This is a genomic window from Granulicatella sp. 20925_1_28, assembly GCF_041433575.1.
In the GTDB taxonomy this organism is placed as follows: Bacteria; Bacillota; Bacilli; order Lactobacillales; family Aerococcaceae; genus Granulicatella.
Window position 1 is genome coordinate 300,748 of sequence record NZ_JAPWBS010000001.1, and the last position, 23,878, is coordinate 324,625.

Consider the following 23,878-nt stretch of genomic DNA (forward strand, 5'->3'; position numbering starts at 1 on the left):
CTACTCCTTCTTACTTTTTGCATTTTTTACGGTTTGCGCTAGTAACATTGCTATCGTCATTGGGCCCACCCCACCTGGAACAGGTGTGATTGCACTTGTGAGTGGTGCCACTTCATCGAAGAGGGCGTCACCACAGAGTTTTCCTGCTTCATTACGGTTAATGCCGACATCGATCACAACGGCTCCTTCTTTCACGAAGTCTTTTGTAATGAGTCCAGCTTTTCCGACTGCACTAATCAAAATATCAGCACGTTTAGCAACTTGGGCTAAATCTTTAGTACGGCTATGGCAAACTGTAACTGTCGCACCATGATTCAATCCTAAAAGTGCCATTGGACGGCCGACTATCGTACTTTGGCCGATAATCACCATCTCTTTTCCAACAAGATTAATATTATATTCTTTGAAGAATTCCATGATTCCTTGCGGTGTACACGGAACAATCGATTCATCCTTTTGCAGTAACTTCCCCAAGTTCACTGGATGGAATCCGTCCACATCTTTTTCAGGAACAATCGCTTCTAAGACAGCATCAGTATCGATATGTTTTGGCAAGGGCAATTGCACCAAAATTCCGTGAATGCTTGCGTCATGATTGAGCTTATTCACGTATTCTAATAACTCTTCTTGTGTCGTTTCTTCGCTGAGTCGAATCACGTTTGAATGAATGCCTACTTCTGTTGCTGCACGTTCTTTGTTACGCACGTACACTTGGCTAGCTGGGTCTTCTCCAACAAGAATTACTGTTAGTGAAGGTGTGACTCCACTTTTAGAAAGTTGTTCTACTTCCTGTTTTAGTCCTTCTCTTATTTTTCCAGCTAATGCTTTCCCATCTAGAATTTGCGTCATAGAAGTCTCCTTTTTCTTAAAATAATGTTGTTAAATTGATAAAAATAAAATATGTATGGTGAAATTAACAAATGTGTGAATTATCATATATGATAATTTTTTAGTGCATTCAATGGGGTGTGACATGACTTAGGCGCGGTGGTTTATTACTGCAAATAATTTATATTGTATTGTCTTATAGATTAACCATTCAATATCATTTGCAATGCCCACGACCCAAATCCTTCGCACTGTGAAGGATTTTGCAACGTTCCATTTCTGAACTCGATTGCTCGCATCCTGTAGTTGAGTTCGGGCTCGTAGCTTTCGACCTCACATCCTATAGTTGAGTTCGAAAAGGCATAGGCTCAAGCCTTTCGAGGTTAGTCCGCACGACTGTAGACAGTCCTTTGCTGCTAACCTGCGAACCGTCATCGCCTATGACCGCCTTTTCTCACATCCTGCTTTTAGTTGAACTCGGGCTCACAGGCCCGACGTCCATTTCCTGATATGTCCGCACGACTCGTCCCGAGTCCCTTGCGTCATATCAGTCCAACGACCCACAATTCGCACTGTGAATTGTGGCCAAACGTTCGCCCTCGTATCCTTTAAAAAAGAGTCTGAAACTGTTGCTTCAGACTCTTCGTGTAGTAGAATCTTACCCGTTTACTAAGTTTGATAAGATACCATTAATAAATTTCGCTGATTTTTCGTCACTGTAAGTTTTTGCGATTTCAATTGCTTCGTTTAACGCTACAGTTTGTGGAACTTCTAATTCTGGAGAAGTCATTTCGAAAATAGCCACTCGCATGATGATTAAGTCTAAACGAACGATACGGTTTAGCTTCCATCCTTTTAAGTACTTTTCGATTAATGCGTCGATTTTCTCGACATTATCTTGAACTCCTCGCACTAATGCTATGCTGTATGCAATCTCTGGAACTTCGTTAAGTAACTCTTCTTCAGTAATTGCTTCGATAGAATAAGGTGAATCTTCTGAGCATTCCAACGCAAGACTAAGCGCATCTACAATGTGCATTTCAGGCGACACATCTAGTTGGTATAAAGCTTGAATGGCCAATACTCGTAGTGCTCGTCTTTTTAATGGTTTACGACTCACTATTCATCCCCCAATTCAAATAATTCTGCATCCGCATGGTGCACTGGTAAAATTTCTTGAACGTGAACATTCACTTGTGAAATGACTAATTCACAGCTGAATAATAATTGTTCTTTAATTTTATTTTGCAATACTAGAGCTGTTTTTGGAATTGAAACACCGTAATCTACATTTCCGTAAATATCAATTACGAATGATCCGTTTTCTTCTGTTAAATAAGCTCCTTTAGATAATTGTTTTCCACCAAAAATAGTGTTTAAGAATCCAGGAACTGGATAGAAGCCTTCCACTTGTGCAGCTACAATACCTGCAATACTTTCGATAACTTCAGGAGCAATTTCGATTGCACCTAGTTCTTGATCTTTAGAATATTTTTTGATTTGTTCCATTTTGTAACCTCCCTGTTTGATAGAAAATTACTCATAAAAAGATTTTCCAATTCTCATTTAGTTTACCATGAAACAGCTATTCTCACAACTACCGTCTATTTTAGAGAATAATGAGTTCGCGAGGAACTTTTTGAATCACTTCGCCGCCTGTTTCAGTAATAATAATGTCGTCTTCGATACGTACACCACCAACACCTGGAAGGTAAATTCCTGGTTCATTTGTAATCACGTTACCTGGTACAAACGCTTGTGTCGCAATACGAGAAACATTTGGTGCTTCATGGATTTCAAGACCGATACCATGACCTGTTGAGTGAGTGAAGTATTCGCCATAACCACGACTAGCAATGTAGTCACGAGCAATCTTGTCTAATTCAACTCCTGTTTTACCAGGTCCTGCTGCTTCGCTCACTTTTAATTGAGCTTGTAGGACAACATCGTGAATCTCTTTTAATTGGTCAATTGGTTCACCAACAGCAATTGTTCTAGTCATATCAGACACATAACCATTGTAGTAGCAACCAAAGTCAAGCGTTACTAGATCTCCAGTTTCAATCACTTTTGCACTCGCAACACCGTGAGGCATTGAAGAACGAACTCCACTAGCAACGATTGTATCAAATGAAACTCCAGTTGCTCCAAGTCCACGCATATAGAAGTCTAATTCATTTGCCACTTGGATTTCGCTCACACCTGGTTTAATGAAATCTAAAATGTGTAGGAATGCAGCATCTGAAATACGGCAAGCTTCACGGATTGTTTGGATTTCACCTTCATCTTTGACTTCACGAATTTTTTCTACAATGTTTTGCGTTGGAATTAATGCTGTATCAAACGCATCTTCGAAGATTTCTAGTTGAGAAACTGAAACATGGTCTGCTTCAAACCCAACAAATTTTAAGTCGTTTTCACGAATAATTTTTTCAAACGCTGGAACCCAACCTGTCTTATGTTCAATCACATGGAATCCTTTTGCTTGTTGTTGTGCTTGTTGTGTATAACGTGCATCTGTTACAAAATAAGCATCTGTCAACGTGATTAATGCAAACCCTGTTGTTCCAGTAAAGTTTGCTAAATAACGCAAATTGTATGGGCTATAGACGATAAGTCCATCAATTTCTTGTTCTTTCATGGAATTTCTTACTTTTTCTAAACGTGTCATAATTGTTCCCTCCAATGAAAATGGTAACTCTAGTATAACAAAAAAGAGCCTAACAAAAAAGTCAGGCTCCTTGGAATTTTCATCCAATTCTAATATTGATTAAATCGCTCTAAACGTTGGCTTACAATTTCTTCTTTCGATTTCTGTGACCACTCATTCAATTGAACTTCTAATTGTTCTCTCATATCTAAAGCAATCTCTTCATTTGTCTTTTTCTTTTCTGGAATAATGCGGTCTACAATCTTTTGCGCCAACAAATCCTTACTTGTAAATTTCATGAGTTCAGCGGCTTGACTGGCCTTAGAACCATCTTTCCACAAGATGGATGCAAATCCTTCTGGAGAAAGAATCGAATACATCGCATATTCCATCATCCATACTTCATTGGCAACGGCAAGTGCTAATGCACCACCGCTTCCTCCTTCACCACAAAGGATGGCAATAATCGGAACTTTCAAGTGGCTCATAATACGAAGATTATCTGCAATAGCTTCACCAATTCCACGTTCTTCTGCAGTGGCCCCGCAGAAAGCACCAGCCGTATTGATAAACGTCACAACGGGACGATTAAACTTCTCGGCTTGTTTCATTAAACGTGCACTCTTTCGATATCCTTCTGGATGGACTTGACCGAAGTTTGTCTTCAAGTTTTCTTGAAGTGTATGCCCCTTCTCCATCCCAATCACCGTAACAGGCTTGCCGTTTAATGTCGCAATTCCACCTACAAGGGCTTTATCATCGGCGTAGTAACGGTCACCGTGTAATTCAATAAAGTCGTCAAATACGGCGTTAATCCATTCTTTTGTGGTTGGACGTTTCACATCACGTGCCAACGCAACAATTTTCATTGGTTTCATGCATTCGACCCCTTTCCATGAAGGACAAGTAGACGATGAATCATCTTCTTCATTTCTTTACGGTGAACAACCGCATCGATAAATCCTTGTTCAAGAACTGTTTCCGCTTGTTGGAAATCATCTGGAAGTTTTTGGTTCATGGTTTGTTCCACAACACGTTTTCCAGCAAATCCAACGATCGCTTTTGGTTCTGCTAAAATAATGTCGCCTTGCATCGCAAAGCTTGCAGTGACGCCTCCTGTAGTTGGATCCGTCAATACTGTTAAATAGAATAATCCAGCTTGATGGTGTTCTTCCACAGCTCCTGAGATTTTCGCCATTTGCATGAGAGAAAAGATCCCTTCTTGCATTCTAGCACCACCTGAAGCGGTAAAAATCACAACTGGCAATTGGCGTTTAATTCCCTCTTGGAAAGCCTTCGTGATTTTCTCACCAACGACTTGTCCCATTGACCCCATCATGAAGAATGAGTTCATGACGCAGCAAATAAAGGATTCTTCCCCAATCGTTGCCACACCGACTGTCACAGCTTCATTTTCTTTGGCTACTTTTGAGGCTTTCTCCAATTTCGCTTCGTACCCAGGAAAGGCTACATCCACTTTTGGTTTTTCATCCTCAAAGAGTTCTTGGAAAGTATCTACCGTAATGGCTAATCGTTCAGCCGCATTAATTCTAAAATGAGCATCACAGTGCGGACAAACTTTTAAGGATCCTAAATCCTCTTTGTAGACAATCTTGTCACAAGAAGGACATTTCACCCATTTCCCATCCGGAACTGTAGGTAACTCAGACTGTTCAGATAAGTCTACTTTGGTACGATTAATAGTGATATACGACCGTTTTCTAAACAGACCCATCTAATCACTCCTTTATTAAATCATTCTATTTCTCTTTTGGTTGATTCCAGTGTTTCAAAAATTCAGTTTCAACATACGCAGTTGTATAATCTCCGCGTCTAAATGCTGGTGAATCTAATAAATCTTCAACGAATTCTTGGTTGGTATCGACACCTTCTACCACGAGTTCAAAAAGCATACGTTTCATGCGAAGAATCGCTTCTTCACGTGTTTTACCGTGCGCAATCAACTTCGTTAACATTGAATCGTAGAATGGTGGGATTTGATACCCTGTATACAATGCGGATTCAATACGAACGCCCATACCACCAACAGGTTGGTGTAAGAATGTTACTTTTCCTGGAGAAGGACGGAAGCCTTCAAATGGATTTTCAGCGTTTAAACGACATTCAATCGCATGACCTTCGAAGGTAATATCCTCTTGCGTAAATGGTAACTCTTCTCCTGCAGCAATTTTAATTTGTTGTTGCACAAGATCCACATTCGTAATCATTTCTGTAATCGGATGTTCTACTTGAATACGCGTGTTCATTTCCATGAAATAGAAATGTTTTTCTTCATCCACAAGAAACTCAATCGTTCCTGCGTTTTGATAGCCGACTGCTTTAGCAGCACGAACAGCTGCTTCCCCCATTTCTCTTCTAAGCTCGGGAGAAAGAGATGGACTTGGCGCTTCTTCGATAATCTTTTGATTTTTACGTTGAAGTGAACAGTCACGCTCTCCTAGGTGAACCACATTTCCATGTTGGTCGGCTAAAATTTGAATTTCAATATGTTTGGCTGGATAGATAATACGTTCCATGTACACATCGGCATTTCCGAAGGCTTGTAAGGCTTCTTGGCGAGCTGTGACAAATTGATGTTCAAATTCTTCAACTGTTTCAACACGACGAATTCCTTTACCACCACCACCAGCAACCGCCTTAATTAAGAGCGGGAAGCCGATACGCTTTGCAAGTTCAATTCCTTCTTCAACGGTTGCAACGACATCATCACTACCAGGAATTACCGGTACGTTTGCCGCAATCATTTGCTTACGAGCTTCTGCTTTATCCCCCATTTGAGAAATCACTTCGCTTGAAGGCCCAATGAAAGTGATATTGCATTCCGCACACATTTTGGCAAATTTGGCATTCTCCGATAAGAATCCAAATCCAGGGTGAATCGCTTGTGCGCCTGTTATAACAGCTGCGCTCAAAATATTTTCAACTTTTAAGTAAGAATCTTTTGAAGCAGCAGGTCCGATACAAACGGCATGGTCAGCTAATTGTACATGAAGAGCATCTTTATCCGCTTGGGAATAGACTGCCACCGATTCAATTCCTAACTCGCGACAAGCACGAATAATGCGGCAAGCAATCTCTCCACGGTTTGCGATTAGTACTCTATTAAACATAGGCTTAACGTCCAATAATAAAGGTTAATTCAGCTTCTGCGACTTTCTTACCATCGACATAAGCAACGCCTTTACCGATTCCTGCATATTCTTTTAATTTCACGATATCCACTTGAAGTGTTAACACATCTCCTGGAGTTACTTTTTGACGGAATTTAACATTGTTTAATCCACCTAAGTAAGCTGTTTTTCCTTTGAAAGAATCTAATTTCAATAATGGAATTGAACCCGCTTGTGCTAATGCTTCAACGATTAACACACCAGGCATTACAGGTTCACCAGGGAAATGTCCTTGGAAGAAGCTTTCGTTAAATGTCACGTTTTTACGTGCCACAACGTGCTCACCTGGTACTAATTCATCTACACGGTCAATAAATAAAATTGGGTAACGGTTAGGGATTAACTCAGCTACGTCTGTTACAGTCATAATGTTCATCTTAATTTCCTCCTAAAATTGGGTTTAGCGAATCGCAAATAGTTTTTGTCCGAAATCAACCATTTGGCCGTTTTCTACTAGGACTTCTACAACTTCACCATTGAAGTCGCTCTTAATTTCGTTCATGATTTTCATTGCTTCGACAATACATACAGTATCGTTTGAAGTGATTTGTTTACCCACTTGTACAAATGGATCTGCATCTGGTGAAGATTGTAAGTAAACCACCCCAACGATTGGGCTTGTAATGTATTTTGCATCTGTTGCTACTTGTGGAGCTTCTTGAGCTTCTGCAGAAGGAGCGGCCACTGGAGCAGCTTCTACTACTGGACTTGCCACGTTTGCAACGGCATTAGAAACGACTTGAGGATATTCCTCGCGTTTACTAAATTGCACTTCGAACTCTTCGTTTGATAAATGAAACTCAGTCATGTTTGAATCATTGAACAAAGTCATTAGTTCTTTAATTTCTTCTACATTCATGTATTAATCCTTCCATTTCTTCACGCAGATTACGGCATTATGTCCGCCGAAACCTAACGAATTACTAATTGCTACATCTACTTTTGTAGAAACTCCAACGTTTGGAGTTACGTTTAAATCACACGCTTCGTCTTGCTCTGTTACATTAATCGTTGGTGGAACGAAGTCTTCCTCAACTGCTTTCACACAGGCAATCGCTTCGATAGCACCAGCAGCCCCTAATAAGTGTCCAGTCATTGATTTTGTACTTGAAACATGAACCTTATCAGCAGCTTCTTTTAACGCATAACGGATTGAAGTTGTTTCCGCTGAATCGTTAGCTGGTGTACCTGTACCGTGAGCATTCACATAGTCCACTTCGCTTGGAGCTACTCCTGCTTCTTCGATGGCTTGTAAGATTGCTTTACCAGCACCGCTTCCATCAGGATTTGGAGCCGTCATATGATAAGCATCTCCTGTAGCACCGTATCCAACAACTTCTGCATAAATTTTAGCACCACGTTTTTGAGCGTGTTCTAGGCTTTCAAGAACAAGAACCCCTGCTCCTTCACCCATTACGAATCCGCCACGTTTTTTATCAAATGGTAATGAAGCTGCATCTGGATTGTCACTGCTTGAAAGGGCCGTTAAAGCAGCAAATCCTGCAATTCCGATTTCACAAATAGAACCTTCAGCACCACCGGCTAAAATCACATCTGAGTAACCATGTTTAATGTTACGGAACGCTTCCCCGATGGCATGTGTTCCTGTTGCACAGGCTGTTACTAAAGATGTACATACGCCGCGTGCACCAATCTTCATTGAAATATTTCCTGCAACCATGTTTCCGATTGCCATTGGAACGAATAATGGAGCTACACGTGTTGGGCCTTTATCATGCATTTTGATGATTTGGCTTTCCATTACTGTTAACCCACCAATACCAGAACCAACCATGACACCAAAACGGTCGTAGTCTGTATTTTCTGGAGTAATGCCGCTATCTTCAACGGCTTGGATTGCTGCAGCTAGTCCGTATTGACAGAATAAATCCATACGTTTTGCTTCTTTACGATCCATGTATTTTGTAGCATCGAAGTCTTTTACTTCAGCCGCCACATGAACATCTAAGTCTTTTTTATCAAATTTTGTAATTGGAGCAATTCCGTTCTTACCTTCTTTGAGGCCTTCCCAGAAGCTATTAACATCATTTCCTAAAGGAGTGATTGCTCCCATTCCTGTAATTACTACTCGATTCATTGTTTTCCTCCTTTAAGAGATTACATGTATAATCCGCCGTTAACGTTTAACACTTGTCCTGTAACGTATTTTGTTTCCGCTAAGAACACACAGGCTTCCGCAATATCTTCTACTGTACCGAAACGACGTAATGGAATTTGTTTTTCCCATTCATTACGAATCTTTTCAGGTAATGCTTGTGTCATATCTGTATCGATGTATCCAGGAGCAATAGCATTCACTGTAATCCCACGAGAGCCGATTTCTTTAGCAACAGATTTTGTTAAACCAATGATTCCGGCTTTACTTGCGGCATAGTTTGCTTGACCTGCATTCCCTGTAACCCCAACGATACTTGTAATGTTAATAATGCTTCCTGATTTTTGTTTTACGAAAACTGGAGTCGCAAAACGAATCATATTGAAGTATCCTTTTAAGTTAATATTCATTACATCGTCAAAATCAGATTCACTCATACGCATTAATAAACCATCACGCGTAATTCCAGCGTTATTGACTAACACGTCGATACGTCCAAAACGCTCTTTTACTTCGTTAATAAAGTTTTCAGCTACGTCGAATTTCGAAACGTCTCCAACAAATGTCATTACTTCACCAGGATAAGCATCAAATTGTGCCAGTGTTTCTGCATCAATTTCACGAGTACCATTTAAGACAACGTTAGCGCCAAGTTTAGCGAATTCTAACGCGATTCCAAGTCCGATACCACGACGACTACCTGTTACAACAACTGTTTTATCTTTAAATTTCATTTCGTTATCCTTTCAGTTCCTTTACTTTTTCAATTGTTTCTGTCACCGCTTTAAGGTTATCTGTGTGGAATAATTGAACAGAAGCACCTTTTGCTTTGGCAATTTGTTTCACCATTTGCGTCAATGTTTTTCCAGGACCTACTTCAATAAAGACATCTACGCCCTCTTGAAGCATCCACTCAACATTTTGTTTCCATTTCACGGCATTTGTAATTTGATCACAGAGAACGTCTTTTGAAGGAATCCCTTCATGTGGTGTGCCAAGCGTATTGCTTAATACAGGGCATTTGCTTTCATGTAACTCGGCTACCTCCATCACAGGAGCAAAACGAACTTTCGCCTCTTCCATTAATGGTGTATGGAAAGGTCCAGACACTACAAGTGGTACGGCTCTTTTTGCGCCAGCTTCTATGCATTTTTCGCTTGCTACGTCTACTGCTTCTGCATGACCACCAATGACTAATTGGCCTGGTGTGTTGTAGTTTGAAGGAACTACTAGGGCTTCTGGTGTTGAAACTTCACGACAAATGTCTTCGATAACATTGTCTTCAAGACCTAAAACGGCCACCATTTTCCCTTCGCCTTCTACAACCGCTTCTTGCATATATTGACCGCGTTTTGCGACTAAGTTTAGAGCTTCCTTGAAGTCAAGGACTCCTGCTTCAACAAGTGCTGAATATTCACCTAGAGATAATCCAGCCGTCACATCAGGTGTGATGCCTTCTTGTTCTAAGACGCTTGCTAATGCATGAGAAACCGTTAATAACAACGGCTGTGTATATTCTGTTTGATTGATACGTGCGGCAGGTTCTTCCAAAAGAATGTCAGCCACACTGTATGGCAGAACGCTACTAGCTTCTTCAAAAACAGCTTTTGCCACTTCGAAGTTGTCAGCAATTTCTAAGCCCATTTGTGCTTTTTGACTCCCCTGACCTGGAAATAAAAATGCGATTTTCATGAGTTTCCTCCTATTGCGCTGTAAAAAAAATGGTGGAAGTATGCTAAATAAGCATATTTCACCATTCCCTTTTTCATTTAATTAAAAACGTGCAAGTTGTTTTTGGATTACTTCATGAGATTCTGCCATCAATTCTTGGATAATTTCAGAACAGCTTTGTTCTTTTGAAATTAAACCAGCGATTTGACCAGCCATCATTGATCCCATTTGAGTATCCCCTTCAACTACGATTCTACGTAGTGCTCCACGTCCAATATCTTCTAAGCGTTCGAAGTCTGGATTTTCTTTACCAGTTTCTTCTTTTTCAGCTTGTAAGTAGATTTTTGTTAATTTATTACGTAACACACGTACAGGGTGCCCTGTAATTTGTCCTGTAATCACAGTATCGATATCTTTAGCTTTTAATACAGAAGCTTTGAAGTTATCGTGTGCAGTACATTCAGTTGCAACAAGGAAACGAGTTCCAAGTTGAACTGCATCGGCACCAAGCATCAAAGCCGCTGCCATCCCGCGTCCGTCACCAATTCCTCCAGCACCAATAACTGGAATGTTTACCGCATCAACTACTTGTGGTAAAAGTGCCATGGTCGTAGACTTACCAATATGTCCGCCTGCTTCCATCCCTTCTACAACAACTGCGTCCGCGCCTTCTTTTTCCATTCTTTTCGCTAGAGCAACTGAAGCTACAACTGGAATTACTGTAATTCCTGCTTCTTTAAATTTCGCCATGTATTTGCCAGGATTACCAGCACCGGTACAAACCACTTTCACGCCAGCCTGACAAACGACATCCACAACTTCATCAACAAATGGACTTAATAGCATAATATTTACACCATATGGTTTGTCTGTTAAACGTTCCATCTCTTCGATGAATCCTTTAACGACATCGCCAGGAGCGTGTCCACATGCAACGATTCCTAAACCGCCGGCATTGGACACTGCACTTGCAAGCGCAGGATTTGCAACCCATGCCATCCCTCCTTGGATAATCGGATATTCAATTCCAATCATGTCGCAGATTCTTGATTTCATGTGTTACCATCCCTTTTTAAAATTATTTGTCAGCTAATTGAGCATCAACGTAGTTTACTAAGTCTTGAACTGTTTCTAGTCCTTCTTCAGTATCGATTTTCACATCGAATTCATCTTCGATATCGTTGATGATTTGGAATAAATCTAAGCTGTCTGCATCTAATTCGTCTTTAAGACGAGTTGTTAATTGTACTTCTTCTTCCTCTTTACCTAATTGATCTACGATAATTGCTTGAATTTTTTCAAATGTCATTGTGTTTTCCTCCAATAGTTTAAAATTATAATGTTATTGTGATACTTCCCCAGGCAAGGCCTCCGCCAAAACCTGATAAAAGTAATTTTGTATTTTCTCCAATTTTCAATGTTCCGTTTTCTACGAGTTCATTGAGTAAAATCGGAATACTTCCAGCCGAAGTGTTTCCAACGTGATCGATATTCATTGGGAATTTTTCGATCGGTTGTTTTAATTTCTTAGCCACTTGTTCGACTAAACGACGATTTGCTTGATGTAACAAGTACAAATCAATATCGTCGGCAGTATATCCAGCCTTTTGTAAAGTCTCTTGGATATTGACTGGAACAGTTTTGCTGACTAATTCATAAACGCCTCGACCATCCATTGTCATGGTTGAAAGTGTTTGATTTGTCATTCTTTTTCCAGCGACTAATGCCTCAGATTTCTGTCCATCATTTTGTAATGTTTCCGCCAATAAAAATGGCTCTTCATCTTTTTGTAAAAGAACAGCTCCAGCGCCATCTCCAAAGAGAATAGCCGTTGAGCGGTCTTCCCAATCGAGTGAACTGAGCATTGTTTCTGCTCCGATGACGATTCCGTATTTTCTTTGACCATGTTCCAACATTTTTAAACCTGTTGATAAGGCAAAGACAAATCCGCTACAAGCAGCACTGATATCAAATGCGAATGCATTCGTTGCTCCGATTGCTCCTTGTACCAGTGACGCGCAAGAAGGACTTGCTGCATCTGGTGTCATCGTTGCTACAATGATAAATTCAATGGATTCAGGAGAGATATTGCTCTTTTCAACTAAGCGTTTAGCGGCAATTGTCGCCAAATCACTAGTTGTCTGTTCTTTTGCCCAATAACGGGTTTTGATTCCTGTTCTCTTAACGATCCATTCATCAGAAGTATCTACTCGTTTCGCCCAGTCATCGTTTGTGATCACGGACGTTGGGAGATAGGAACTTGTCGCTATCACTTGAACCCCCACAATGTCTACTTCCCTTCTTGATTTGCTAGTACAGCCTCGTGTAAGAAATCATATAAATTATGAAGTCCTTTAACAAGAACTGCCATTTCTTCAGCATTCATTCCCTCGATAGTTTTTAAAACTAATTTCTCGTGGAATTTACGATGAAGACGATAAAGTAAGCGACCTTTCTTGGTCAGACCTAAAATTACAATTCTTCGATCGGTTTCACTCTTCAAACGAACAACATAGCCTTTTTTCACTAAAGCATTCACTGCAACTGTTAGCGTCCCAACAGTAACATTTAATTTATTAGCGACTTCTGTTGTCGTATGTTCGTTATACATTCCAATCGCTTCAATGGCATGCATCTCTTTAATGGATAAATCATTAAATTGGCTTTGCGCCAGCGAAGATTCTTCAATGTCGAGCATTTGATTAAAGACGTCCACCAAATACCCGTTTATGGTCTCTAGAGTTGGTTCCATAAAAGATTTCTCCTTTTTGTTTGAATATCAAATCATTTGATAATCAAAGTATATACGAGAGATAGTTTGAATGTCAAACCTTTTTTAAACATTTATTTTGAATTTCAAACTATTTTCAAAATTTAAAAAGCTTACATTCCTTTTAAATTAGGAATTATTGTTTGTAATTTTCATAAAAAGAACAATTTTTAAAAAGATTAAAACACATAAAAAAAGCTAGATAGACTGCTCTATCTAGCTTTCTCATTATTGTTTATAGACACATTTACCATTGACGTATGTCGCTTCTACGTTCGTGTTTAACAATTCCATTGCGTCACTTTCAAGAATATTCTTATCTAGAATTACGAAATCTGCTAACGAACCGACTTCTAGTGTGCCAATATCTAAACGACTGAGTGCTTTTGCTGCCCCACTCGTGTGTGCCTTTAATGCTTCACCAATCGAAATACGTTGTTCTGGCATTAAGCATGGCACTGGTAGCTGCTCTTTTGTTTGGCGGGCTACTGCGTTAAACATCGATTCAAACGGCGTCACATCTAGTACAACTGGCGTGTCTGTTCCAAATCCAAGCGTTGCACCCTCTTCTAAGAAAGATTTGAACGGGAACATATGACGCGAACGTTCTGCACCCACCTCTTCATCTAAAGTCTCGTATCCTACTAATAAATGACTTGGTTGCACTGAAACAATTAATGAAGGCTGAGCCGTTAATGGAAGGTCTGTTGGATCCATCACTTCCAAATGTTCAATCGTATTGAATTTATTCGGAGCGTCAAACGGAGTCTCTTCTTGCGCCTTTTTGAAGTTTTGAAGCGTTAACGCAATCGCCTTATCCCCAACCGTATGAATACGCATTGGCCATCCTTCTTTATTGGCAAGAAGTGTTAAGCGTTCCATCTTCTCTTCCGTTAAAAGCGGTCCACCGACGTCTCCTTCGAAGAACGGCATCGGATACGGCTCTTTTAAATACGCCGTATGCGAACTGGTCACTCCATCGTAAAATTGCTTCACGCCCCCCATTTGGAGCATGTCAGAGCGGTATGTCTTGTAGAGTTCACGGTTACGTTCCACTTCTTCACGCATCGCTGGAAAGAAGCTCACACGAACTGTGGCATCCTTTTCTACTTTCGAGTAGAGTTCGGGATACACGATATCATCAGGGCTTTCTCCCGTTAAGGCAACATCCCCTACAGCCGTCACACCCATTTTGTTTAAATAAGACATATAATCTTTTAACGCTTGCTCTTCGTCGTCTTTATATACAGACAAGACTTTTGATAAATAATAGATGGCTTTTGCTTCAAGGAACACCCCTGTAAGTTCGCCGTCTGCCACCACTGCTTCTCCGCCGATGTTTTGCGGAATCGCATCTGGCGTTAATTCAAGCACTTCTAGCGCTTTTGAATTGAGCCAAATCGTATGAGCATCCCCTGCGATTAAGCAGATAGGTACGTCTGTTGATGCTCTATCTAAATCTTCTTTTGTCGGTAAGACTTGTTGTCCGAAATCACTCGCATACCAACCAATTCCGATTTTCCAACCATTATATTCAGGAATCGAACTTGCTTGAAGAACTACCTCATCAATTGTTGGTCCACCAACTGCCTTCATTTTTCCTAAATGAATTAAGGCAGATAAGTATAAATGCACATGTGCATCAATAAAACCAGGAACGACTAGTTTGTCTCCTGCATCTAAGATTTCTCCTTCAACAGGCGTATTGTAATCGAAGTGGCCAACAATTCGACCATCTTTAATTTCTAAAATTCCAGAAACTGCCTTCGTTGTATCTCCAATAAAGAGATGTTTACTTTTTAAATAGTAATGCATATTATAACTCCATCTTGAAGTCTAAGAAGGCTTCGTTATATTTTTGAATCCAGTCATTTCCTAGATATTCATAATGCTCTAATGAATTGATAATTTCTTCTGAAGGATAGTATGTTTCATCAGAAGTCACTTCAGGATCCATTAACTCTTTTGCTTTTTCGTTTGGTGTTGAGTAACCCACGTATTCGGCATTTCTAGCTGCATTTTCTGGTCGAAGCATAAAGTTAATAAAGGCATACGCACCATCGATATTTACAGCTGTGTGAGCAATCGCAAAGTTATCTGTCCAAACTGCACTGCCGTCTTTTGGTAAGATATATTGGACGTTTGGATTTTCTTCTGCAACTGCCGCCGCGTCTCCAGAATACCCCATTCCGATTGGAGCTTCTTCAAGTTTCATCATTGTTTTGATTTCTTCATTAAGAACCGCACGAACATTTGGTTTTAACTCTTTAAGTTTTTGCTCGGCAGCTTTTAATTCATCTTCATTTTTTGAATTTAATGAATAGCCTAATGATTGAAGCGCCATCCCTAGTGCTTCACGGTTTCCATCTAAAACAAGCACTTTATTTTTGAAATCTTCTTTCCATAAATCATTCCATGTTTGAATGCTTTCTGGATCGATATATTTCGTATTGACCATAATTCCTACTGTTCCCCAGAAATACGGAATCGTATATTGATTTCCTTTATCCACTGGACTATTTAATAAGAACGGAGAAATATTTTCTAGTCCTTTAATCTTTGAATGGTCTAGCTTTTGAAGTAAATTTTGATTCACTAATTTGGTAATACTTGATTCACTTGGAAAGACGATATCATAACGCGTTCCGCCTTGTTTTAGCTTGGCTTCCATCGCATCATTTGAATCAAATGTTTCATAGACAACTTGAATGCCTGTTTCTGCTTCAAATTCCTTAATTAATTCTGGATCGATATAGTTCCCCCAGTTAAATAGGAACAATTGCTGTTGTTCTGATGAAGTTTCTACTTCCTCTGTAGATTCTTTTGCTTGAAGCATGTTCTTTACTCCAAATAAAATAGCAACCATTGCGAGAATTGCAACAATTAAAGAAACTAATTTTTTCATTTATAACCCCTTCTCATTAAAAATACTGCTTTTAATACAGTATGGCACCTAGATTAAAAGCAGTTCTCATTCTTATTTAGATTTTACGTAGTTCTTACCGTTAGCGGCTGGTCCTTCCGATTTTCCAATGAATCCTACCAATACAATGATAGTAATCAAATATGGCGCAATCGTCAAGCCAACTGATGGAATATCTTTAATTACTGGGATGTAGTTTCCGATAACCCCTAAACTTTGAGCAAGTCCAAAGAGTAATGCTGATAGCATGACGCTCACTGAATTCCACTTACCAAAGATCATCGCAGCCATCGCAATGAACCCTTGACCAGCAATCGTTGTCGCTGAGAAGTTCAGTGTAATCGATTGAGCAACGATGGCTCCTCCGATACCTGCCAAGAACCCTGAGATTAATACTCCTGCAAAACGCATATGGTAAACGTTAATTCCTAATGTATCTGCTGCTTGAGGATGTTCCCCTACAGAACGTAATCGTAATCCAAATTTTGTCTTATTTAAAACCGTCGCACAAACAAATGCTAAACCAATCGCTAAATAAGCCGGAACAAATGTATCTGTAAAGAAGATTTTCCCAATGACTGGAATCGAACTTAATACTGGAATCGTTGTTTTACCAAAGTAGTTTGTAATGATTTCCGTTTGTCCGATTTCGTTATACATCAAGCGACATAGGAATACGGTTAAGGCAGGTGCTAGTAAGTTTAACACTGTCCCTGAAATAATATGGTCTGCACGCAGATAAACTGTTGCGAACGCGTGAATCGCTGAATACAACATTCCAGCAACTGCCGCGACAATTAGAGCAACCCATGGCGTCCATGAACCAAATTGTGATGCGAACGCTAAGTTAAAAACGGCTGAGGCAAAGGCACCGATGACCATTGTTCCTTCAAGACCGATATTTACAATCCCGCTTCGTTCTGAGAAGATACCCCCTAAAGCTGTTAAAATCAGCGGTGTTGAGTAGATGAGCATGTTCCCGACAACTACTTGTAAAAGTGTTACTAAATCCATTTCTCATTACCCCTTTCTCTTCCCAAATTGAGGGAATTTATCAACAATAACTTCCATTAAGTAGTTCGCACCCACAAAGAAGATAATAAATGCCACCACAATAGATACGACTTCTGTAGGAATCTTCGCTAGTAGTGGCATAGAAATCCCACCGATACGAAGGATGGCAAATACTAATGCAGAGAATAGAATACCGATTGGATTATTCAAACCAAGAAGCGATACCGCCATTCCGTCCCATCCAATACTTGGAAGACTTTCTGAAGCGAATGCGTTTTGGAAAGTTCCTAACCCTTCCATTACTCCACCAAGACCTGCTAAGGCACCAGAGATAACCATCGCAAGAATAATCGTCTTTTTCGCACTCATCCCTGCATATTCTGCAGCATGTTTATTTAATCCTACTGTTTTTAATTCGAAACCAGTTGTTGTTTTATTCATAATTAACCACACAATGAAGACAGCCAGAATCGCAATAAAGATACCTCCATGCAAGGTTGATTTTCCTGTCAATTGATACAAGAATTGCATTCTTAAGCTTGCTGCTTCTGGAACTGAAGCTGTGATTTCTGCTTTTTCTGTTAAAACTTCACGAATCACATAGTTTACGATATGAAGTGCTGTATAGTTCAACATAATCGTTACAATGACTTCACTCGCGTTAAAGTACGCTTTTAAGTAACCAGCAATCCCTGCCCAAATAGCACCGGCAAGCATCCCCATAAAAATACATAATGGTAATAGAATGATCTTAGGTAAATCTGGTAGTAAGAGACCTGTTGCAACGGAAGCAAACCAACCGACTAACGCTTGACCAGCAACCCCAATATTGAAGAAACCAGCGTAACTTGCAAATGCAAATCCGAGCGCTACTAGAATTAAAGGTGTGGCTTGTCTTAAGGTTTCACCAATATAAAATGGTTTTCCAAGCGATCCTTTGAGTAATGCGGAATATCCTTTAACAACATCAAAGCCGAATACCCACATAATAAGAGCTCCGACTAATAATCCAAGCACAACTGAAAGGACCGGAATAAGAATCTTTTTGTATTTTGAATTTTTCATCTTATAACGCCTCCTGTTCCTTTGCTCTTACTTGTTCTCTTGTCGAACCCGCCATTAATAATCCTAATTCAGTTTCATTTGTTTCTTTTGTATCTAACACATCTACGATTCGACCTTCATACATTACTGCGATACGGTCCGCAACGTTTAAAATTTCATCTAATTCAAAGCTCATCAGTAATACGGCTTTACCTTTATTTCGTTGATCGATTAAACGCTTATGAATGTATTCAATCGCACCAACGTCAAGTCCACGGGTTGGTTGTGCTGCAATGAGTAAACTTGGGTCACGGTCGATTTCACGCGCGATAATCGCTTTTTGTTGGTTCCCCCCAGAAAGAGCCCCAGCTGCCACCGTTGGACTAGGAGTACGCACGTCAAATTCTTCGATTAAGCGTTCCGCTAAGTCCACAAAAGCTTTCTTATTTAAGAAGCCGTTCTTCGATAATGGTTCTTTATAGTATGTTTGAATACCGATGTTTTCATCGAGTCCCATTTGAAGAACAAGACCATGTTTATGACGGTCTTCTGGAATATGCCCGAGTCCTCCTTCTGTCCGCTGTCTTGTTGGCACCTTCGTGATGTCTTTTCCATCCAATTGAATCGAACCACTTTCGATGGCACGTAGCCCAGATAATGCTTGAATGAGTTCTGATTGTCCGTTTCCGTCAACCCCTGCAATCCCTACAACTTCACCATGTCTTACAGTTAAATCTAATCCTTTCACCGCTTCGATACCACGGCTATCTTTCACAACAAGGTCTTTAATGACTAATGCATCTGTTGTTGGTTTAGCAGGTTCTTTTTGCGTCTTGAAAGATACGGAACGTCCGACCATCATATCTGCTAATTCTTGGTCCGTAACATTACCAATCTCAACAGTTCCAATCACATTGCCTCGACGAATAACCGTACAGCGGTCAGCAACCGCTTGAATTTCCTTAATCTTATGAGTAATTAAGAAAATCGATTTCCCTTCTTTAGTTAATTGCTTCATGATTACAATAAGCTCTTCGATTTCTTGAGGAGTTAGTACTGCCGTCGGTTCATCAAAAATCAAAATATCGGCACCACGATATAAAGTTTTTAAGATTTCAACACGTTGTTCCATTCCAACTGTAATATCTTCTACTTTTGCATCAGGGTCTACAGCTAGATGGTATTTCTTAGAAAGTTCCAAAATTTCTTCTTTTACCGCATTTTTATCGATAAAACCGAACTTTGTTTGCTCCTTACCCAGGATAATGTTCTCCACTACGCTGAATTTCTTCACAAGCATAAAGTGTTGGTGAACCATTCCAATTTTTAAGCGATTCGCTGTATTTGGCGAATCAATTTTTGTTGGAACACCATTTACTTTAATTTCTCCTTCCGTTGGTTCTAATAACCCTGAAAGGATATTCATTAATGTCGATTTCCCCGCTCCGTTTTCTCCAAGAAGCGCATGGATTTCGCCTTTTTTCAATGTTAAATCAATCTGATTATTGGCTACAAAATTACCAAACTTTTTTGTGATGCCTTTCATCTCAATCACAAATGTTTCTTCTACCAATCGTCTCACCCCACAAAGTGTTCTATGTATAAAAAAGTAGGAGCGAAGAAATTCGCATTCTCTTCAACTCCTACTCCTCTCAATTCAAGTTCGTTTATTTAAAATTAAGGTTTCGCAGGAACTTCTTGTTTTCCTTCGATGATTGCTTTTTTGAATACAGCAATTTTTTCCTTAACTGAGTCTGATAATTGACCATCTGTTAAACCAACACCGTTATCAGATAATCCGTAAAGTACTTGTTCACCACCGTGGTAGTTTCCTTTAGCAGCATCTTCACTAAATTTGATTAGTGCTTGTTTTACACCTTTAAGTGTAGATGCCAATGTTACGTTACGAGAGTCGTTCACTTTACCTTCTGCTTGTTGGTCTTGGTCAACCCCGATTACCCAAATTTGACGATCTGGATTTGCTTCAACGATTGATTTAGCTGCTGCGAATACTCCAAGTCCTGCACCACCAGCTGCTGCATAAATAATGTCAACATCTGAAGCGTACATTGCTTCTGCAAGAGATTTTGCTTTAGCACCATCTGAGAATGATTCAGCATATTGAATTTCAACAGTTGCTTTAGGGTTAACTGCTTGAACCCCTGCTTTGAAACCAGCTTCGAATTTGTCTAATGCTGGACCGTGCATACCACCGATGAAAGCTACTTTGTTTGTTTTAGTTGTTAAACCAGCTGCAACCCCTGCAAGGAATGCTGCTTCTTGGTCTTTATAGTTGATTGAAGCCACGTTTGGTTGTTCAACCACGCTATCGATAATCGCAAAGTGTGCATCTGGATTTTGTTTTGCTGCTTCATCAACAGCTTTTTGTAATTTAAATCCGATTGCGAAAATAATATTGTACTCATTTAAAACCGCAGTGTTAAGGTTTGTAGTATAGTCAGATTCTGCTTTTGAAAGAATGTAATCAATACCATTCCCTTTTGTTTTACCACCGTTGTTTTTACCCCATTCTTGAAGGCCTTCCCAAGCGCCTTGGTTGAATGATTTATCGTCAATACCACCAGTATCAGATACCATTACCGCTTTAAAGTTGTCTGAAGAGCCAGCGTTTTGAGAAGATGCTTGTGAGCTATCAGATTTTGATCCGCCACACGCTGCCAATACAGCAGTCGCACCAAGTGTCAATGCAAATAAAGCTAAATTCTTTTTAGTTTTCACGATAAAAAACCTCCAATAAATGATTTACTACAGTCATTCTATCATAAATAGAATGAAAATCAAGCTAAATCTTTTCATTGGAGGTAATTTTTATGAAAAATGTTCGGTTTTTACATTTCTATGCGTTAGTTCCACCTGGTTCGGAAGCGTCATTTTCATTGAAAACATGAACATTTACTTTTCTTCCTTTACTTCCATCAGCAGGTCCAACATAACCACGCGCTTCTAATTCATCAATCATTCGCGCTGCACGGTTGAATCCGATACGGAATCGTCTTTGTAAATAAGACGTACTAATCGTTTCTTGTTCTTTTAATAGTTCGATGACTTCGTAGAATAGTTCGTCTTCTGGTTCACTTCCACCAGCAGAAGCGGTATTTTCTGAAGGCATCATCGCTTCGTCATACTCTACTTCTTGTTGATTCTTCACGAAATCAACGATACGTTCGACTTCTTCGTCCGTTAAGAATGCGCCTTGCACACGAATTGGTTTATTTTCACCCATTGGCATATATAACATATCCCCGCGTCCAAGAAGTTTCTCAGCACCATTGGCATCGATAATCGTACGAGAGTCTGTACCACTCGATACCGCAAAGGCGATACGAGAAGGAACGTTGGCTTTAATAATCCCTGTAATAACGTCAACGGATGGACGTTGTGTTGCTAGAATCATATGAATTCCGGCAGCACGCGCCATTTGAGCTAGACGAATAATCGCATCTTCCACTTCATTACTTGCCACCATCATTAAGTCTGCAAGTTCGTCTACGATTACGACAATATAAGGTAATGTTGGGTTATTTTCGCCAGTTTCACGGTTATATTGTTCGACATGAGCGTTATATCCATCGATGTTACGCATTCCCATTGAAGCGAATAATTCGTAACGTTTTTCCATCTCAGCAACAACCTTTTGTAAGGCTTGAGCGGCTTTACGAGGGTTCGTTACAACCGGAGTTAATAGATGCGGAATGCCATTATACACATTCAACTCTACCATCTTCGGATCGATCATCATTAATTTCACTTCATGAGGTTTTGTCTTCATTAAAATACTAGTGATAATGCCGTTAATACATACGGATTTACCAGAACCGGTTGACCCGGCGATTAACATATGTGGCATTTTTGTAATATCGCAAAGACGAACATTACCAGAGATATCTCTCCCTAATGGTACGTCTAATGGTTTTGGAGATTGAAGAGCCGATTGAATCACATCGCTAAACGACACAAAACTTGTTTGGCTATTTGGAACTTCAATCCCTACATAAGGTTTTCCTGGAATTGGAGCTTCAATACGAATATCTTTTGCAGCCAGTGCTAGCGCAATATCATCACTTAAGTTTACAATCTTACTTACCTTCACCCCAATTGCTGGTTGAATTTCGTATTTTGTAACAGCTGGCCCCATCATTGGGTTTGGCATCACTTTGGCGTCTACCCCAAAACTTGCAAAGGTACGCTCTAAAATATGCATATTACGTTCAACAATCGTACGTTCATTCGATTGATCTGAATGTTGTACGGGATTGAGTAATGTCACTGGTGGTAATTGATAATCTTCATCATCTTGTTCCCCACTCATTGAAAGTTCCCCGATGTCTTCCCCATCATCTTCAAACTCAGGCTCTTCTGGCTTTTGAACTGAAACAGGAGCAACAGGTGCTACTGGTTGCGTTGGCATCACTGGCGCTACTGGTTCCACTGGAGGAATCGGTTCAATAGGTTCTACCATTGGAGAAGTTACGTACTCTTCCTCTGTTAAGGTTTCATCTTCATATTCATCAAAGAACACATCTTTCATTCGGTCTAATAATGAATGATGTTTTCTTGGTTCTTTTGGTGTTTCAGGTGTTTCTGTTTGTACTGGAGCTGGTGCTGGTGCTACAGGTGTTGCCACAACATTCTCCGTTGTTTCTTGTTCTTCTTCCAAACGTCGTGCTTCACGTTCGGCTTTACGCTCGGCTAACTTTTCAGAAGCATTCGCTGTTTGCGTACGAACAAAATCCATCACGTCACTTAAATGAACGTTGAAGATTAAAAGTCCGCTACATACTATTAATAAGAAGACGATTAAATACGTTCCCCATTGCGAAACAAGAAAATATGTACATGAATATAGAAGCGTTCCGAACAGCCCACCACCGAGACGTTGAGAAACAGTATTCGATGTAAAGTCCACCATAAAGCGACTCATCATCTCTTGGAAGACAGGAGAACCTGAACTTGTAAAATTACTATAGGTCATCACAGACACGAATAAGAGGAGTGCCACACTTGAAGAGATTGCAGCTGCAGTCCATCTCCACATGATTTTAGGCATTCTTCCACGGAATAACATTCCAAAACCAGCTAGAACGCCACACACTCCACCGAAAGCAAATAAATCCCCGATAAAGAAACGAATCAGATTCGCAAAGAATTTTCCTAAGAAGCCTAATTGAAAAATTGCTAATAAACTATAGACAATAATAAATACGGCAACAGCTTCAATGGATAAAAACGGATTTGTATTCTTTGAATTTTTTCGTTGTGTTTTTTTCTTCGTTTGTTTAGCCACGTTCTTCTCCTTCCAACTCTACTAATTGATTCTTCTCATCGACTAAAATCAGTCCATGGAAAATTTGAACATCACATTCACACGCCACACAATAATCTTGTTCTTTCTCATCCCAAAAGGCAATGGCGCTTGCTCCTTTTGATCGTTTTTCTGGATAGTTTGCAGCAAGTCTTGCTTCATGCTGTTGGAAACTATTTTTCGCTTCTTCTAAAGAAGAAAATTCTTCAGTCGAAACAATCATTTTTTTCCAGTCATCGAAAAACCACCACGGTTCATCTTGACCTGCTGTCTCAATTACTTTAAACATGTTTTCACCTCGTTTATTAGTATACCAAATTTTGCGAAATCATGGTAATCTTGTTTCAT

The 23,878-nt window shown here is 39.9% G+C and carries 24 protein-coding genes; all 24 read right to left on the reverse strand.

Annotated features, from left to right (window positions below):
- The 24 genes from folD to O3793_RS01480 all read right to left on the reverse strand — a co-directional run bounded on the left by folD (position 1) and on the right by O3793_RS01480 (position 23,819).
- A complete protein-coding gene (gene folD, locus O3793_RS01365; RefSeq protein WP_371445029.1) occupies positions 1-849 on the reverse strand; it encodes a bifunctional methylenetetrahydrofolate dehydrogenase/methenyltetrahydrofolate cyclohydrolase FolD in 849 nt (282 codons plus the stop codon).
- A gap of 637 nt (positions 850-1,486) precedes the next feature.
- Positions 1,487-1,948, reverse strand: coding sequence for a transcription antitermination factor NusB (gene nusB / locus O3793_RS01370; RefSeq protein ID WP_371445031.1), 462 nt, complete (start codon positions 1,946-1,948; stop codon positions 1,487-1,489).
- Positions 1,948-2,337, reverse strand: a complete 390-nt coding sequence (locus tag O3793_RS01375; RefSeq protein WP_371445033.1) for an Asp23/Gls24 family envelope stress response protein — start codon at positions 2,335-2,337, stop codon at positions 1,948-1,950. Before O3793_RS01375 ends, nusB begins: the two co-directional genes overlap by 1 nt.
- Positions 2,338-2,437: 100 nt before the next feature.
- Entirely contained in the window at positions 2,438-3,502 is a 1,065-nt protein-coding gene (locus O3793_RS01380) for a M24 family metallopeptidase (RefSeq protein ID WP_371445099.1), read from the reverse strand.
- A gap of 86 nt (positions 3,503-3,588) precedes the next feature.
- Positions 3,589-4,356 carry an acetyl-CoA carboxylase carboxyl transferase subunit alpha gene (accA, locus tag O3793_RS01385; protein WP_371445035.1) on the reverse strand — a complete coding sequence of 256 codons (768 nt, stop codon included), beginning with the start codon at positions 4,354-4,356 and terminating at the stop codon, positions 3,589-3,591.
- Positions 4,353-5,213: an acetyl-CoA carboxylase, carboxyltransferase subunit beta gene (gene accD, locus O3793_RS01390; RefSeq protein ID WP_371445037.1), complete on the reverse strand. Its 861-nt coding sequence runs from the start codon at positions 5,211-5,213 to the stop codon at positions 4,353-4,355. The genes accA and accD overlap by 4 nt, the downstream gene beginning before the upstream one ends.
- A 25-nt stretch (positions 5,214-5,238) precedes the next feature.
- Positions 5,239-6,609: an acetyl-CoA carboxylase biotin carboxylase subunit gene (locus O3793_RS01395; RefSeq protein WP_371445039.1), complete on the reverse strand. Its 1,371-nt coding sequence runs from the start codon at positions 6,607-6,609 to the stop codon at positions 5,239-5,241.
- A gap of 4 nt (positions 6,610-6,613) precedes the next feature.
- Positions 6,614-7,036: a 3-hydroxyacyl-ACP dehydratase FabZ gene (fabZ, locus tag O3793_RS01400; protein WP_192831712.1), complete on the reverse strand. Its 423-nt coding sequence runs from the start codon at positions 7,034-7,036 to the stop codon at positions 6,614-6,616.
- 33 nt (positions 7,037-7,069) lie between these two features.
- Positions 7,070-7,528 (reverse strand): acetyl-CoA carboxylase biotin carboxyl carrier protein, encoded by a 459-nt coding sequence (accB, locus tag O3793_RS01405; protein WP_371445041.1) that lies wholly within the window; start codon positions 7,526-7,528, stop codon positions 7,070-7,072.
- Between the two features lie 3 nt (positions 7,529-7,531).
- Positions 7,532-8,767 carry a beta-ketoacyl-ACP synthase II gene (gene fabF / locus O3793_RS01410; protein WP_371445042.1) on the reverse strand — a complete coding sequence of 412 codons (1,236 nt, stop codon included), beginning with the start codon at positions 8,765-8,767 and terminating at the stop codon, positions 7,532-7,534.
- A 20-nt stretch (positions 8,768-8,787) separates the two neighbouring features.
- A complete protein-coding gene (fabG, locus tag O3793_RS01415; RefSeq protein ID WP_285252242.1) occupies positions 8,788-9,519 on the reverse strand; it encodes a 3-oxoacyl-[acyl-carrier-protein] reductase in 732 nt (243 codons plus the stop codon).
- Between the two features lie 4 nt (positions 9,520-9,523).
- A complete protein-coding gene (gene fabD, locus O3793_RS01420; protein ID WP_371445045.1) occupies positions 9,524-10,477 on the reverse strand; it encodes an ACP S-malonyltransferase in 954 nt (317 codons plus the stop codon).
- Between the two features lie 81 nt (positions 10,478-10,558).
- Complete coding sequence (gene fabK, locus O3793_RS01425) at positions 10,559-11,512, reverse strand: enoyl-[acyl-carrier-protein] reductase FabK (protein WP_048783962.1); 954 nt, start codon at positions 11,510-11,512, stop codon at positions 10,559-10,561.
- Positions 11,513-11,534: 22 nt separating this feature from the next.
- Positions 11,535-11,765: an acyl carrier protein gene (locus O3793_RS01430; RefSeq protein ID WP_048712258.1), complete on the reverse strand. Its 231-nt coding sequence runs from the start codon at positions 11,763-11,765 to the stop codon at positions 11,535-11,537.
- A gap of 25 nt (positions 11,766-11,790) precedes the next feature.
- Positions 11,791-12,741: a beta-ketoacyl-ACP synthase III gene (locus O3793_RS01435; RefSeq protein WP_371445048.1), complete on the reverse strand. Its 951-nt coding sequence runs from the start codon at positions 12,739-12,741 to the stop codon at positions 11,791-11,793.
- 5 nt (positions 12,742-12,746) lie between these two features.
- Positions 12,747-13,208, reverse strand: coding sequence for a MarR family winged helix-turn-helix transcriptional regulator (locus O3793_RS01440; protein WP_048783958.1), 462 nt, complete (start codon positions 13,206-13,208; stop codon positions 12,747-12,749).
- Positions 13,209-13,454: 246 nt separating this feature from the next.
- Positions 13,455-15,041: an amidohydrolase gene (locus O3793_RS01445; RefSeq protein ID WP_371445050.1), complete on the reverse strand. Its 1,587-nt coding sequence runs from the start codon at positions 15,039-15,041 to the stop codon at positions 13,455-13,457.
- A 1-nt stretch (position 15,042) separates the two neighbouring features.
- Positions 15,043-16,131, reverse strand: a complete 1,089-nt coding sequence (locus O3793_RS01450; RefSeq protein WP_048712267.1) for a spermidine/putrescine ABC transporter substrate-binding protein — start codon at positions 16,129-16,131, stop codon at positions 15,043-15,045.
- Between the two features lie 72 nt (positions 16,132-16,203).
- Positions 16,204-17,163, reverse strand: coding sequence for an ABC transporter permease (locus tag O3793_RS01455; protein ID WP_371445053.1), 960 nt, complete (start codon positions 17,161-17,163; stop codon positions 16,204-16,206).
- Positions 17,164-17,169: 6 nt separating this feature from the next.
- Complete coding sequence (locus O3793_RS01460; RefSeq protein ID WP_371445055.1) at positions 17,170-18,228, reverse strand: ABC transporter permease; 1,059 nt, start codon at positions 18,226-18,228, stop codon at positions 17,170-17,172.
- Between the two features lies 1 nt (position 18,229).
- On the reverse strand, positions 18,230-19,780 hold the full coding sequence (locus O3793_RS01465) for an ABC transporter ATP-binding protein (protein WP_371445057.1): 1,551 nt from the start codon (positions 19,778-19,780) through the stop codon (positions 18,230-18,232).
- A gap of 104 nt (positions 19,781-19,884) precedes the next feature.
- Positions 19,885-20,946, reverse strand: coding sequence for a BMP family protein (locus tag O3793_RS01470; RefSeq protein ID WP_371445058.1), 1,062 nt, complete (start codon positions 20,944-20,946; stop codon positions 19,885-19,887).
- A 118-nt stretch (positions 20,947-21,064) separates the two neighbouring features.
- Entirely contained in the window at positions 21,065-23,512 is a 2,448-nt protein-coding gene (locus tag O3793_RS01475) for a DNA translocase FtsK (RefSeq protein WP_371445060.1), read from the reverse strand.
- Positions 23,505-23,819 (reverse strand): DUF1033 family protein, encoded by a 315-nt coding sequence (locus O3793_RS01480; RefSeq protein WP_371445062.1) that lies wholly within the window; start codon positions 23,817-23,819, stop codon positions 23,505-23,507. The genes O3793_RS01475 and O3793_RS01480 overlap by 8 nt, the downstream gene beginning before the upstream one ends.
- Between the last annotated feature and the right edge of the window lie 59 nt (positions 23,820-23,878).